Source organism: Candidatus Mycolicibacterium alkanivorans (assembly GCF_022760805.1).
GTDB lineage: Bacteria > Actinomycetota > Actinomycetes > Mycobacteriales > Mycobacteriaceae > Mycobacterium > Mycobacterium alkanivorans.
This window is the reverse complement of the sequence record NZ_JAIVFL010000001.1, coordinates 505,304-518,193: the sequence shown is the minus strand read 5'-3', so window position 1 is coordinate 518,193 and position 12,890 is coordinate 505,304. Positions and strand designations below refer to the sequence as shown.

At 66.8% G+C, this 12,890-nt stretch carries 13 protein-coding genes and 2 pseudogenes; 10 read left to right on the top strand and 5 right to left on the bottom strand.

The features are described 5' to 3' along the window. Window positions 1–47: 47 nt before the first annotated feature. From K9U37_RS02605 to K9U37_RS02590, 4 genes and pseudogenes are all read left to right on the top strand, one after another. On the top strand, window positions 48–434 hold the full coding sequence (locus K9U37_RS02605) for a cupredoxin domain-containing protein (protein WP_243070393.1): 387 nt from the start codon (window positions 48–50) through the stop codon (window positions 432–434). A gap of 145 nt (window positions 435–579) precedes the next feature. Next, window positions 580–1,718 (top strand): annotated as a pseudogene (locus tag K9U37_RS02600) (NAD(P)/FAD-dependent oxidoreductase). Window positions 1,719–1,858: 140 nt separating this feature from the next. Continuing rightward, window positions 1,859–2,236 (top strand): DUF427 domain-containing protein, encoded by a 378-nt coding sequence (locus tag K9U37_RS02595; RefSeq protein WP_243070392.1) that lies wholly within the window; start codon window positions 1,859–1,861, stop codon window positions 2,234–2,236. Between the two features lie 3 nt (window positions 2,237–2,239). Then, on the top strand, window positions 2,240–3,151 hold the full coding sequence (locus K9U37_RS02590) for a DNA-3-methyladenine glycosylase family protein (RefSeq protein ID WP_243070391.1): 912 nt from the start codon (window positions 2,240–2,242) through the stop codon (window positions 3,149–3,151). Window positions 3,152–3,159: 8 nt separating this feature from the next. Here the strand turns inward: K9U37_RS02590 and aqpZ are convergent, their stop codons facing one another. After that, window positions 3,160–3,918: an aquaporin Z gene (gene aqpZ / locus K9U37_RS02585; protein ID WP_243070390.1), complete on the bottom strand. Its 759-nt coding sequence runs from the start codon at window positions 3,916–3,918 to the stop codon at window positions 3,160–3,162. A 151-nt stretch (window positions 3,919–4,069) separates the two neighbouring features. Further along, window positions 4,070–5,488 carry a chloride channel protein gene (locus tag K9U37_RS02580; protein ID WP_243070389.1) on the bottom strand — a complete coding sequence of 473 codons (1,419 nt, stop codon included), beginning with the start codon at window positions 5,486–5,488 and terminating at the stop codon, window positions 4,070–4,072. Between the two features lie 222 nt (window positions 5,489–5,710). Between K9U37_RS02580 and K9U37_RS02575 the strand changes: the two genes are divergently transcribed. Genes K9U37_RS02575 through K9U37_RS02560 form a run of 4 tightly spaced genes read left to right on the top strand, consistent with a single transcriptional unit; the run spans window position 5,711 to window position 9,554 of the window. Beyond that, the gene (locus K9U37_RS02575) at window positions 5,711–6,589 is read left to right on the top strand and encodes a sulfite exporter TauE/SafE family protein (RefSeq protein ID WP_243070388.1); all 879 of its coding nucleotides are present in this window, start codon (window positions 5,711–5,713) and stop codon (window positions 6,587–6,589) included. 29 nt (window positions 6,590–6,618) lie between these two features. Continuing rightward, window positions 6,619–6,885, top strand: coding sequence for a metal-sensitive transcriptional regulator (locus K9U37_RS02570; RefSeq protein ID WP_243073193.1), 267 nt, complete (start codon window positions 6,619–6,621; stop codon window positions 6,883–6,885). A gap of 34 nt (window positions 6,886–6,919) precedes the next feature. Beyond that, complete coding sequence (locus K9U37_RS02565) at window positions 6,920–8,299, top strand: MBL fold metallo-hydrolase (protein ID WP_243070387.1); 1,380 nt, start codon at window positions 6,920–6,922, stop codon at window positions 8,297–8,299. A gap of 52 nt (window positions 8,300–8,351) precedes the next feature. Continuing rightward, window positions 8,352–9,554, top strand: a complete 1,203-nt coding sequence (locus K9U37_RS02560) for an NAD(P)/FAD-dependent oxidoreductase (RefSeq protein ID WP_243070386.1) — start codon at window positions 8,352–8,354, stop codon at window positions 9,552–9,554. A 137-nt stretch (window positions 9,555–9,691) separates the two neighbouring features. Here K9U37_RS02560 and K9U37_RS02555 read toward each other — a convergent pair whose 3' ends face one another. Continuing rightward, complete coding sequence (locus K9U37_RS02555) at window positions 9,692–9,949, bottom strand: HPr family phosphocarrier protein (RefSeq protein ID WP_243070385.1); 258 nt, start codon at window positions 9,947–9,949, stop codon at window positions 9,692–9,694. 109 nt (window positions 9,950–10,058) lie between these two features. On the opposite strand from K9U37_RS02555, the gene K9U37_RS02550 reads away from it, so the two are divergent. Further along, window positions 10,059–11,165: an ISL3 family transposase gene (locus tag K9U37_RS02550; protein WP_243070384.1), complete on the top strand. Its 1,107-nt coding sequence runs from the start codon at window positions 10,059–10,061 to the stop codon at window positions 11,163–11,165. Here the strand turns inward: K9U37_RS02550 and K9U37_RS02545 are convergent. Then, window positions 11,162–12,373, bottom strand: coding sequence for an ISAs1 family transposase (locus tag K9U37_RS02545; protein ID WP_443627142.1), 1,212 nt, complete (start codon window positions 12,371–12,373; stop codon window positions 11,162–11,164). The two genes, K9U37_RS02550 and K9U37_RS02545, sit on opposite strands and share 4 nt — an antisense overlap. Before the next feature lie 144 nt (window positions 12,374–12,517). Between K9U37_RS02545 and K9U37_RS02540 the strand changes: the two are divergent. Continuing rightward, window positions 12,518–12,676 (top strand): annotated as a pseudogene (locus K9U37_RS02540) (transposase); the annotation flags it as partial. A gap of 79 nt (window positions 12,677–12,755) precedes the next feature. Here K9U37_RS02540 and K9U37_RS02535 read toward each other — a convergent pair. Next, window positions 12,756–12,878, bottom strand: a complete 123-nt coding sequence (locus tag K9U37_RS02535; protein WP_372489368.1) for a hypothetical protein — start codon at window positions 12,876–12,878, stop codon at window positions 12,756–12,758. Between the last annotated feature and the right edge of the window lie 12 nt (window positions 12,879–12,890).

Sequence of the window (12,890 nt, the reverse complement as noted above, 5' to 3'; positions counted from 1 at the left end):
CGCACAGCCGGACTGAACCGACCCGTGCGCCAATTCGTGTCGCGGCTATGACACGTCTGATTACACTCGCCTTCGCCACCCTGCTGTTCGTGACCGGTTGCTCGTCAGGAATCACCACCACGCCGTCCGCCGAGGGCACCCCGGCCGCGACCACATCGGCGGCCCCAGCCCCCAGCGCCACCGCGGCCGGACCGACGATCAGCATCGCCGACATGAAGTTTGGCGCCCCGCTGACCGTCACGCCCGGCGCCACCGTGACCGTCGTCAACTCCGACGGCGCCGAGCACACCGTCACCGCCGACTCGGGTAACGCGTTCAACGCCGAGGTCGGCGGCAAGGGAACGACCACGTTCACCGCGCCGAGCCAGCCCGGGACCTACGCCTACCACTGCACCTACCATCCGATGATGCACGGGCAGCTGATCGTTCAGTAAGTCAGTTGGCCCGCAGGTCCCACGGCACGCTCCAGTCGCCGTTCTGCCGTAGAACCACGTCGCGTTGTCGCCGTTGAGGTTCAGGCAGCCATGACTGGTGTCGGTGCACAAGGCGCCAACCGGTCGGCCTGCCAAGATTCTTCCCATGGCCACGATCGACGGCGCCGTGTCGCACTGGTACGCCGAACTCCCGCAACCCCGTACCGCTCTGCCCGGTGACCGCGACGCCGACGTGTGCGTCGTCGGCGCCGGCTACACCGGACTGTGGACCGCCTACTACCTGAAGAAGGCCGACCCGTCCCCGCGGATCACCGTGCTCGAAGCGCGCTTCGCCGGGTTCGGCGCATCGGGCCGCAACGGCGGCTGGCTGTCCGGCCTCGCTCCGGGCCATCGCGGCCTGATGGCCAAGACGTACGGGCGCGACAGCGTGCTGGCCTGGCAGCGCACCCTCGACCAGGCCGTCGACGAGGTCATCGACATCGCAGCCCGCGAAGGCATCCAGGCCGACATCGTCAAGGGCGGGAACCTCGAGGTTCGCCCGAAACGCCGCCCGGGCGCGGCGGCTGCGCGCCGAGGCTGACGAGCACCGCGAGTGGGGCACCGAGGGCATCGAGATGCTCACCGCCGCCGAAGCCAGTGCGCGGGTCCGCGTCGACCACCTCGTGCTGGGCTCCTTCAACCCGCAATGCGCCCGGATCCAGCCGGCCAAGCTGGCGCGCGGTTTGGCCGACGTGGTCGAGCGCCTGGGCGTCAAGATCTACGAGCAGACCGCGCCGGCGCTGGCTGCCGATGAACAGCGCGATGATCGCCACCGAGCCGATGTCAGACGACATCTGGCAGACGATCGGCTGGGCAGGCTACGAAACGATGGGCGATCTGCGCACGGCTCTTCTACGCCCAGCGCACCGCCGACAACCGCATCGCGATCGGCGGCCGCGCGGTGCCCTACCCGTGTTGGGCGTGCCGCGGGACTGGTCGGCCGGGGTGAGCCTCGATCCCGCAACGGGCCTGGGCGAGGCCGGCGGCTACGTCGGCCACGGTGTGACGGCCACCAACCTGGCCGGGCGCACGTTGACCGATCTCGTTCTCGAGCGCGGCACCGCGCTGACCGCCCTGCCCTGGGTCGGTCACCACTCACGCACCTGGGAGCCCGAGCCGTTCCGGTGGATCGGGGTGCGCGGAACGTACGCCGCCTACAAGGTGGCCGACCGCCGCGAGGAGGGCGGCCGGTCCACCACCTCGCCCGTCGCGGTGGTCGCGGACATGATCGCGCGCCGGGCGTAGCGGGGCGATCCGGCCGTAGCGGGCGACGATGCAATCCGGCCGCAGCGACGACCGGCCCACTAGTCAGCGTCGGTCCGGGCGGGAATCATGGGTTGGGTGCGGTGTTGCAGCGAGCGCACCCACGGCGAGGAGAACCGACGATGGCCACCCGCGAAGTCAAGCAACCCACGGCCCAACACCCGATCACCATCACGCCGACCGAGGGTCGGGTCCGGGTCCGCATCAACGGCCAACTCGTCGCCGACACCCGAGCCGCACTCGGTCTGCAGGAGGCGAACTACCCGGCAGTGCACTACATACCCGTCACCGATGTCGATCCGAAAGTGTTGAGCCGCAGCCGTTCTCGGTCATACTGCCCGTACAAGGGGGACGCCGGCTACTACGACGTGACTGTCGGCAACATGGCCGTGGAAGACGCCATCTGGACCTACGAGAAGCCGTACCCCGCGGTCGCGGCGATCGCCGGGCACGTCGCGTTCTACCCGAACAAGGCCGACATCACCGTCGACCCGACCTGACCAGTGCCCGTCGAGCGCACACTGCGGTTCCCCGGCCCGGCCAGTCCGGGCCTCACGCTGGCGCCGCAGCGCCGCGGACCGGGTGACCCCTGCTATCAGCTCGACGCGCAGCGTGCGATCTGGCGCACCAGCCTGCAGACCAGCGGCCCGGTCACCGCGCGGATCTCGCCGACGGCACCCGATGCGGCGACCTGCGAGGCCTGGGGAGACGGAGCCGAAGAGTTCCTCGAAGCCCTGCCGGCGCTGCTCGGTGCCGACGACGACGCCGCCGGCTTCCGGCCGGAGCATCCGGTCGTCGCGGCCGCCGCCGCGCGGGTACCGCACCTGCGGTTGGGCCGCACCGCCCGCGTGCTGGAAGCGTTGATCCCCGCGGTGATCGAGCAGCGGGTCCCGGGTGCCGACGCATTCCGGGCGTGGCGGTTGCTGGTGGCCAAGTTCGGCAGTCCCGCGCCAGGACCGGCTCCCGCCGGCATGCGGGTGCCGCCGTCGGCGGAGGTGTGGCGGCGGATCCCGTCCTGGGAGTTCCACCGCGCCAATGTCGATCCGGGTCGCGCCCGCACCGTCGTCGGCTGCGCCCGGCGGGCCGACGCCCTGGAACGGCTGGTCACCCGCGCGCCCGCCGACGCCTGTGAGGCGCTGACCTCGCTTCCCGGTGTCGGTGTGTGGACGGCCGCCGAGACCGCGCAGCGGGCCTTCGGTGACGCCGACGCGCTGTCCATCGGCGACTACCACGTCCCGAAGATGATCGGCTGGACCCTGATCGGGCGACCGGTCGACGATGCCGGGATGGTCGAGCTTCTCGAGCCGCTGCGTCCTCACCGCTACCGGGCGGTGCGGCTGCTGGAGGCCAGCGGACTGGCCTCCGAGCCCCGCCGCGGCGCCCGCCTGCCGGTGCAGGCGATCAGCAGACTCTGACTCGTCGGTCAGCGGTCCAGTGCCGCGTCGCGCACCGGCCGGTCGGCGAGTTCCTCGCCCCTGCCGAACAGCAGCGGGTAGGCCACGCCGGCGATGGCCGCACCCACCAACGGCGCGAGCCAGAACGCCCACAGCTGTGCCGGTGCGCCTGCGCCGTTGAAGAACGCGACGCCGGTCGAGCGGGCCGGGTTCACCGAGGTGTTCGAGATCGGAATCGAGATCAGGTGAATCAGCGTGAGCATCAACCCGATTGCCAGCCCGGCGAAACCCTTCGGGGCCCGGTCGTCGGTGGCGCCCAGGATCACCAACAGGAACAGGAAGGTCAGCAGGATCTCGGCGATCAGCACCGCGGCCAGCGAGTAGTGGAACGGCGAATGCTCGCCGTAGCCGTTCGCCGCCATGTGACCCGTCGGCGTGAACCCGGGCTTGCCGTTGGCGATCAGGTAGATGACCCCGCCGGCCACCAGTCCGCCGATGACCTGGACCACCCAGTAGAGCGGCAGCGCCTTCCACTCCACGCGTTTTGCCAGAGCCGCCCCGAGTGTCACCGCCGGGTTGAAGTGACCGCCGGAGATCACCCCGAAGGCGTAGACACCGGTGAGCACCGTCAGGCCGAAGGCCAGCGACACTCCGAGGAAGCCGATTCCCACGGAATTGTCCTCGGCGGGGTCGGCGGCGAAAACCGCTGCGCCACAGCCGCCGAGAACCAGCCAGAACGTACCGACGAACTCCGCGGCCAACCTGTGCGCCATCGTGGGAGCCGACACCCGAACCCCTTCGCCTCGACACGAGCCTACGATTCGACAGGATCCCACGCCGCTGCGCGAAAAGCACGACGTTTCGCTCAATTGTGCCGAGATAGTGACCTAGATCCCGCTGATCAGCGCTCGCCCGTGGCGTGGTCGTCGTCAGGTGTCGTCAGCGCCTCGGGGCCGAGACGGTCACCCGTTCGGCCGCGGCGGTTTCGCAGTTGAGGCGCTGCGACTGGTAGATCGACACGCTGGTGCGGCAGATGATCAGGTAGGCGATCCCGACGCCGACCATCGCGCACGGGACCACCGAGAACGAACCGGTCATCTCGGCGACCATGAGCGTCACCGCCAGCGGTGCGTGAGCGATGCTGCCGAAGCACGCCATCATGCCGACGATGACAAAGACCCCTGGGCCGCCGGGCATCGCCGGCGCACCGGCCAGATCGGCCAGCCGCCAGATCGCCGCACCGACGAACGCCCCGATGACGATGCCAGGACCGAAGATGCCCCCGGAGCCGCCGGTTCCGATCGACAGCGCCGTCGCAACGATCTTCGCGACGGGCAACACCAGGACGATCCACAGCGGGATGGTCATCAGACCTTCGCGTGTGGTGGCGATCTGTACCCAGCCGTACCCACTGGACAGCACCTGGGGAATCACCAGCGCGAGCAGGCCGACCAGCAGACCGCCGATGGCGGGCTTGATGACCTTCCCGCCCGGCAGTCGGCGCGTCAGGCCGACCGTTCCGTAGAACACCCGCGCGTACAGGTAACCCACGCCGGCGGAGAGCACCCCGATCAACAGGCACCACACCAGATGGGTGGGGTTGAAGACGTAGTCGGGTTCGACGAAGCCGAACATCGGATCGAAGCCCATCAGCGAGCCGTAGATCGCGTAGGCCGTCCCTGAGGTGAGGAAGCCCGGAATCAGGGCCTTGTAGTCGAAGTCCTCCCGATAGACGATCGAGGCGGCCAGCACTGCGCCGCCCAGAGGTGCCCCGAAGATCGCGCCGATACCCGAACCGATGCCCAGTGACACCGCGATCCGGCCGTCGGCGTCGGACAGGTTGAACACGCGGGTCAACAGTGAGCCGAAACCCGCGGAGATCTGGGCGGTCGGCCCCTCTCGGCCGCCAGAGCCACCAGAACCGATGGTCAGTGCGCTCGAGATCATCTTGACCGCGACAGCCCGGCTGCGAATGGACCGCGGGTCGGTGTGCACGGCTTCGATCGCGTTGTCGGTGCCGTGCCCTTCGGCCTCCGGCGCGAACTTCGCCACCAGGAAGGCGGACACCAGCGCGCCGCCGAAGGCGATGAGCGGGATGGCCCACGGCCGGACGAACCCGCTCGACCCCGTCCCACCACCGGCCTCCTTCGCCGCGGGGACCTGATACCCGCCGACATAGCCGATCAGGAACTTCCCGGTGTAGTCCAGCGCGAGGTAGAACACGACCGCGCCCAGCCCGGCGATGATGCCGATGGCGACGCCCAGGATGAGCCACTTTCGCAGATATCCCGAGCCCCGGATGAAGGCTCCCGTCCACCCGATCACCGCGCTGCCGCTGGTCGGGTGCGCCTCGGGCATAGCGGGATGCTAGCAGCGCAAACGTGCATGCGGAGGGTTGCTTCCCCTCTTCTCCCGACCCCGCAGGTGAGGGGCCAAAGTCACTTCCCGTGAAGTACCCCTATGGGTATAGTGAATCACAGTTGCACGTACCCCCACAGGTATCTATGCTGACTGAAGTGGGCATACCCCTGGAGGTATGCAAAATCTGCAGAAACTGCAGGCTCGAGGGAGGAAACGGCCGTGATCACCCTGGCAATCGTCCTGGCGGTGTTCGTGGGCGTCTCTCTGGGACTGATCGGGGGCGGCGGATCGATCCTCACCGTTCCGCTGCTGGCCTATGTGGCCGGCATGGAGGCCAAGCAGGCCATCGCCACCTCGCTGCTGGTGGTCGGCACGACCAGCGTGGTGGGGTCCATCTCCCATGCCCGCGCCGGCCGGGTCCAGTGGCGGACCGCTCTGCTGTTCGGTGCGACGGCGATGGCGGGCGCCTACGGCGGCGGATATCTGGCCAAGTTCATTCCCGGCGGCGCGCTGCTCATCGGCTTCGCGGTGATGATGGTCGCGACCGCGTTCGCGATGCTGCGCGGCCGCAAGAACACTGCGGCCGGCGGGGATCAGTCCCGTCGGCCGCCGCTACTGCAGATCGCTTCCGTCGGCCTGGCCGTGGGCACGGTGACCGGATTGATCGGTGCAGGAGGCGGCTTCCTGCTGGTGCCCGCACTCGTCCTGCTCGGCGGGCTGCCGATGCCGATCGCCGTCGGTACGTCCCTGGTGATCATCGCGATGAACTCTTTCGCCGGCTTGCTGGGCTACCTGTCCAGCGTGCGGATCGATTGGGCCCTCGGCTTGGCGTTGACGGCAGCGGCGGTGGTGGGCGCTCTGATCGGCGCCCGGTTCGCGGGCAAGATCAATCCCGAGACGCTGCGCAAGGGATTCGGCTGGTTCGTGTTGGGCATGGCCTCGCTCATCCTCGGCGAGGAGGTCCATCCGGCCGTCGGCATCACCGGGGCGGCACTGACCGTCGTCGCAGGCGCGATGACCTTCGCCTGCACGCACTACGCGGCTTGCCCGCTGCGGCGGCTGACCCGCAGGTCGTCGCCGAAGGCGGCCGCAGCATGAGCGACACCACGACCGACAAGGAGACGACCATGGTCGAGGACGGCAAGTCCACCGAGGTCCTGCATCGGCTGCGCCGCGCACAGGGCCAACTGGCCGGTGTGATCTCGATGATCGAGCAGGGCCGCGACTGCAAGGACATCGTGATCCAGCTCGCCGCGGTATCGAAGGCGTTGGATCGGGCCGGATTCAAGATGGTCGCCACCGGTCTGCGCGAGTGCGCAACGGGAGTCGACTCCGGCGCCACAACCCCACTGACCGAGGCCGAGCTCGAAAAGTTGTTCCTCGCGCTCGCCTGACCCGCCAACCGAAAACTCCTGAAAGGACTCTGAAATGAAGTTCAACCAGTACTACCTGGATTGTCTGTCGCATGCGTCGTACTTGATCGGTGATGAGACCACCGGCCGCGCCGTTGTGGTCGACCCGCAGCGCGATGTGTCCGAGTACGTCGCCGACGCGAAGGAACTCGGGATGACGATTGACCTTGTCATCGAGACGCATTTTCATGCCGACTTCTTGTCTGGGCACTTGGAGTTGGCGAAGGCGACCGGCGCCAGGATCGTCTACTCGTCGGTGGCCAAGCCGGAGTTCGACTACTTGCCGGTTGAGGACGGCGAGCGTTACTGCCTGGGCGAGGTGCAGTTGGAGTTCCGGCACACTCCGGGTCATACCCCCGAGTCGCTGAGCATCGTGCTCTATGAGCATGCCGGTGACACCGTTCCCTACGGCGTGTTGACCGGTGACACCTTGTTCATCGGTGATGTGGGCCGGCCGGATCTGTTGGCCTCGATCGGTTTCACCCGTGAGGAGTTGGCCGACAAGCTCTACGACTCGTTGCACGGCAAGCTGATGACCCTGCCCGATACCACCCGGGTCTACCCGGCGCACGGCGCCGGCTCGGCCTGCGGCAAGAACCTGTCGACCGATCTGTGGTCGACGATGGGTGAACAGCGCAAGACCAACTACGCGCTGCGGGCCCCGGACAAGGCGACCTTCATGGAGTTGGTCACCGAGGGTCAGCCGCCGGCCCCCGGCTACTTCGTCTACGACGCGATCCTCAACCGCAAGGACCGCGACCTGCTCGATGAGGCCGAGATGCCGCAGCCGATGACCTACGACGAGGTGCGTGCGGCCATGGAGTCCGGGGCGATGCTGGTCGACGGCCGCAGCCCCGAGGAGTTCGCGCTGGGTTACCTGCGTGGCGCGGTCAATATCGGACTGGAGGGTCGTTACGCCGAGTTCGCCGGATCGGTGGTCAAGCCCGATGTGGACATCATCTTGATGACCGAGCCGGGTCTGGAGTTGGAGGGCAAGAACCGGTTGGCGCGAATCGGTTTCGACCGGGTCGTCGGCTACCTGGCCGAGCCGTACCAGGTGATGTTCACCCACCGCGACGACGTCGAGGTCGCCTCGCGACTGACCAGCAACGCGTTGGGTGAGCGGATGGCCGATGTGCCCGAGCTGCAGATCGTCGATGTGCGCAACCCCGGTGAGGCGGCCGCCGGCATGATCGCGGGGGCGGTGAACATCCCGATCGGCCAGCTTCCGGACCGTATCGACGAGCTCGACCGGCGTAGGCCGACTGTCGTGTACTGCGCCGGCGGTTACCGCTCGTCGATCGCTGCGAGCCTGCTGCGCCGGCGCGGCTTCGCCGATGTCAGTGATGTCCTGGGCGGCTACGGCGCCTGGGAAGACGCCATCCAAAACGCCTGAACCACAACAACTCTGAGCCACAACAACTCTGAGCCACGAGGTAGCGGGAAGCATGAACACCACCGCCAAACACAAGGTCCTGATCGTCGGCGGCGGCACGGCCGGTATCACCGTCGCAGCGCGCCTCCTACGGAAGGGCTACACCGACGTCGCGGTCATCGAACCCTCGGACAAGCACTACTACCAGCCGCTGTGGACGCTCGTCGGCGGCGGCCAGGCCAAGGCGGCGTCAACCGAACGGCCCGAAGCCTCGGTGATGCCCAAGGACGCCACCTGGATCCGCAAGTCCGCCGAGGCGTTCGACCCGGACAACAACACAGTGACATGCCTCGACGGTGCCAGCTATGAATACGACGTGCTGGTGGTGTGCCCGGGTATCCAGCTCGACTGGAACCGCACCGAGGGGCTTGAGGAAACGCTGGGCCGCGACGGTGTGTCGTCCAATTACCGGTTCGACCTCGCTCCGCGGACGTGGGATTTCATCCGCGACCTGCGTTCGGGCACCGCGGTGTTCACCGTTCCCACCGGTGCGATCAAGTGCGCTGGCGCGCCCCAGAAGATCGCCTACCTGGCCGCCGACTATTGGCGGAAACAGGGCGTGCTCAAGGACATCGACGTCCACCTCGTCATGCCCGCGCCGCGGCCGTTCGGAATTCCGGCGATCGCTGACAGCCTCGACAAGGTGATCGCAGGCTATGGGATTCACCTGCACAGCAGCTCCGAGATGAAATCCGTTGATGCCAGCGTGCGCAAGGTCGCGGTGGCCAGCGTCGGCGAGGGCGGCAACGAGATCAAGTTGCCCTACGACATGCTCCACGCCGTGCCCCAGCAGTCGGCCCCGGACTGGATCAAGTCGAGTCCACTGTCGGCCGGTGATGCGGCCGGATACGTCGATATCAACAAGCACACGATGCAGCATGTGCGCTATCCCAACGTGTTCAGCCTCGGTGATGCCGGTTCCTCGCCCAATTCCAAGACCGGCGCCGCAATCCGCAAGCAAGCGCCAGTCGTGGTCGAGAACATCGACGCGTTCCTGAAGAACCGGCCGCTGCGCGGATCCTATGACGGCTACTCGTCATGCCCAATAATCACGTCATCGCACGCGATGCTGCTGGCGGAGTTCGACTACGACCTGAACTTGACGCCGTCCTTCCCACTGCTCGACCCGACCAAGCCGCACTGGGCGTACTGGTACCTCAAGAAGTACGGTCTGCCGTTCCTGTATTGGAACCTCATGCTCAAAGGCCTGGCCTGATCACCGATTCACCGAGGACGCGAAGACCTGGGGTGGTACCAATACACCCTGCGGGCCGGTACAAGTACAACCTCTCGCAGCACAGAAACGGCCCGAGCCGACCTTGGGTGGTGGACTCGGGCCGTTCTTCGCAGCTGTCAGGCGTCGAGGTCCTGCTGAACCAGTTCGGCGATGGCCTTGCAGGTCGCCTCGTCCTCGGAGGCGACGGTGACCTCGGCCCCGTTGCCGGCGCCCAGCGTCATGATCATCAGCGCCGAACCGGCGTCCACCGGCTCACCGCCCTCCATCGTCAGCGTTACCGGGGCACCGGCTTTGACAACGGCTTCCGAAATGATAGCCGCCGGGCGGGCGTGCAATCCGATCGCCGAGCCGACGATGACGGCCTTGGTGTGCATTGGACTCCTTCTGCTTGTGTCGAACTCGACGTTATGAAAAAATGGGCGCTTCCGGGTTTTTCGTGGGCTCGATGTGGGCGTGACGGGCGTCAGCGGCAGGATATCGGGTATGCGCGACACCGAGCTGTACCGCCATCTGCTGGGACTGGAGACTCCGTGGAAGGTGGGGCGGGTCGAGCTGTCAGCAACCGACGGGCGAGTGGACGTATGGGTTGAGCATCCGGCCCAGACCCGGTTCGCCTGCCCGGACTGCAAACGCGAACTGTCGGTCTATGACCACTCGGCTGAGCGGGCGTGGCGGCATTTGGACTCGTGTGCGTTTTTGACGTTCCTGCATGCCAGTCCGCCGCGGGTGGACTGTCCCGAACACGGGGTGCGTCAGGTTGGGTTGCCGTGGGCCGAGCCGCACTCGCGGTTCACGACGTTGTTCGAGCGGCTGGCGATCGACGTGCTCGCCGCGTGCGACGTAGCGTCTGCCGCCAAGTTGCTGCGCATCAGCTGGGACCAGGCGTGGCACCTGATGGACCGTGCCGTGGCCCGCGGCCTGGCCGCCAAACCGCTGAACGTACCGGCCCACGTCGGGGTCGATGAGAAGGCGGCCGGCAAGGGACAGGACTACATCACCGTGGTCAGTGACCTGGACGCGGGCACCGTGGAATATATCGCCGACGAGCGCCGACAGGCCAGCCTGGACGGCTACTTCGAGAAGTTCACCGCCGAGCAGCGGGCCGGTATCGAGGCGGTGGCGATGGACATGTGGGAGCCCTTCGCCGCCTCGGTACGCACGCACCTGAGCGACGCCGACGACAAGATCGTCTTCGACCGCTACCACCTGATGGGCTATCTGACCAAGGCCGTGGACACCGTGCGCAAGGCCGAGAACCGGGCGTTGGCCGTCACCGGCGACAAGAGCCTGGCCGGCAGCAAGTACCTGTGGCTGTACTCGGCCGAGAACCTTCCCGCACGCCACCACGACCGCTTCGCCGCCCTGCGCGGCGCCGACCTGAAAACCGGCCGTGCCTGGACGATCAAGGAAGACCTGCGCCACTTCTGGTCCTACAAACGCCGCGGCTGGGCGGCCAAGCACTTCAAGCGCTGGTACTTCTGGGCCACCCACTCCCGGCTCAAGCCGATCATCGACGCAGCAAAGACGTTAAAGCGCCACGAAGCGGGGCTGCTGTCCTACTTCGCCCAGGGCTCCGGCGTTGTTGATTAGCATGCCTGTGAGCTGGGGATATGTGGATTCGTGAAGAGTTGCAGGGCGTTGTTGCTGCTGAATGCCGTTGTGCGGCAGGCTTCGGCAATGTTGGTGGCTCCGGCGAGGCGGTGCAGATTCATGGCGGTGTTACGTAGAGCGGCCATGGTTTGGGGCGCGGTGCCGGTGCGCACGGTCGAGCGGTCCTCGTCGTAACTGACATCACGTACCCAGTGCACCGAATTCTCGATGCCCCAGTGCCGGCGCAGCCAGGAGGCGATCAGCTTGGGTGGGGCCTGTTCGAACGCAACACTGCAGATGGCATAGACAGTCTCGATCGAGCGAACACCGGTGGCAGTCACGACCCGTTCACGGGTGACCTCGGCGATCTGCTTGGCGTAGGGAAACCCGATTCCGCGGGATGCGGTCAGTGTCTTGAGTGTTCGTGTTTCAATGCGGCCGTGACCGCGTTCGGACGGCTCGGCGAAGGTAACTGGCACCTGCGCCCACGGCATGGCCTTGATGCGGGCCAGCAGGCTGGGCTGATTCGACTTCACCGTCATCAGGTAGTGGGATTTCAGGGTGCTGCAGATCAGCTTGGCGGTCTTGGTCTGGGTATGCATTGCGTCGATGGTCACCAGGAGCCGGACGTGCCCAAACAGTCTGAGTAGCGCACGGACGCAGGGTATTTCGTTGCTCTTGTCCGCGACGGCGAGCTGCCCGAGCACCAGCCGGGCGTGATGGGCGAACACCGACACCACATGGACCGCCGCCGCTCCGGCGCGGCGTGCTCCTCGCAACGTCTTGCCATCCAGCGCCACCACCAACAGCGCGTCGCCGGCGGCGGACTGCGCGACAGCCAGCGCGGTGAAGTATGCACCGAGGCGGCGGTCCAGGTCGGCGGCATCCAGACGCGACAGTACGGTCCGAAACGTCTTCTCGCTCGGGCGTCGATACCGAATACCCAACTGCGCGAGAACATCCTGCGGTGCACTCGCTGCCCACGTGGCGAACCCCGCGTAGGAGCGCATGCCGGCCGCCGTAGCCAGGATCGCCACCGCCAACAGCGCCATCAATGAGTACCTCACGCCACGTGCATCACGTGGATCAGGAACCTGCGCCAGCACGTCCAACAGCTCGGTGCGCAGCACACGGACGCGTTCGCCGGATTGCCAGCGAGCCAACGCCTCGGTGATCGAGTCCACGGGTGATACTGACAGGGCAGGCACGGGCAACTCCGAGTGATCGATGAGGTCTGAGCAACTCCATCGTCCTCGGACCGCCCGTGCCTGCCCACCAGCCTCGACGGCGTGTCACCGAATAACCATCAGCCCAGGTCACGGACCCGTAAATCAACAACGCCGGAGCCCTGCTACTTCGCCCACCCGATCACCAACGCCGGCGCCGAAGGCCTCAACTCCCGCATCCAGGCCATCCGAGTCTCCGCCCGCGGCTACCGCAATCGCGAGCACTTCAAGACCGCAATCTACTTCCACCTCGGCGGATTACAGCTCCACCCGGCCGCACCATGACCCACAAACTTCCCGGAAGAGCCTGAAAATGTTTACTCGAACAATCATGTCCACATAGCGGTTTGGGCGCAGTGCCGGGTCAGGCGGGGGCCAGGACGGCGTTGGCCGCCTCCTCCGCGGCCTCGTCGATCACCGCGCCGGGCTCGTTGATCTTCGTTGTGGTGCGGTCGGATTCAGTGATCGTGAGGTTGACGCGCACCACGCCGTCGACGGG

Excerpts from the sequence above, each read along its gene's own strand:
- K9U37_RS02605 (WP_243070393.1), top strand. The coding sequence starts at position 48 with ATGACACGTCTGATTACACTCGCCTTCGCCACCCTGCTGTTCGTGACC.
- K9U37_RS02595 (WP_243070392.1), top strand. The coding sequence starts at position 1,859 with ATGGCCACCCGCGAAGTCAAGCAACCCACGGCCCAACACCCGATCACC.
- K9U37_RS02580 (WP_243070389.1), bottom strand. The coding sequence starts at position 5,488 with ATGCCCGAGGCGCACCCGACCAGCGGCAGCGCGGTGATCGGGTGGACG.
- K9U37_RS02570 (WP_243073193.1), top strand. The coding sequence starts at position 6,619 with ATGGTCGAGGACGGCAAGTCCACCGAGGTCCTGCATCGGCTGCGCCGC.
- K9U37_RS02565 (WP_243070387.1), top strand. The coding sequence starts at position 6,920 with ATGAAGTTCAACCAGTACTACCTGGATTGTCTGTCGCATGCGTCGTAC.
- K9U37_RS02560 (WP_243070386.1), top strand. The coding sequence starts at position 8,352 with ATGAACACCACCGCCAAACACAAGGTCCTGATCGTCGGCGGCGGCACG.
- K9U37_RS02555 (WP_243070385.1), bottom strand. The coding sequence starts at position 9,949 with ATGCACACCAAGGCCGTCATCGTCGGCTCGGCGATCGGATTGCACGCC.
- K9U37_RS02550 (WP_243070384.1), top strand. The coding sequence starts at position 10,059 with ATGCGCGACACCGAGCTGTACCGCCATCTGCTGGGACTGGAGACTCCG.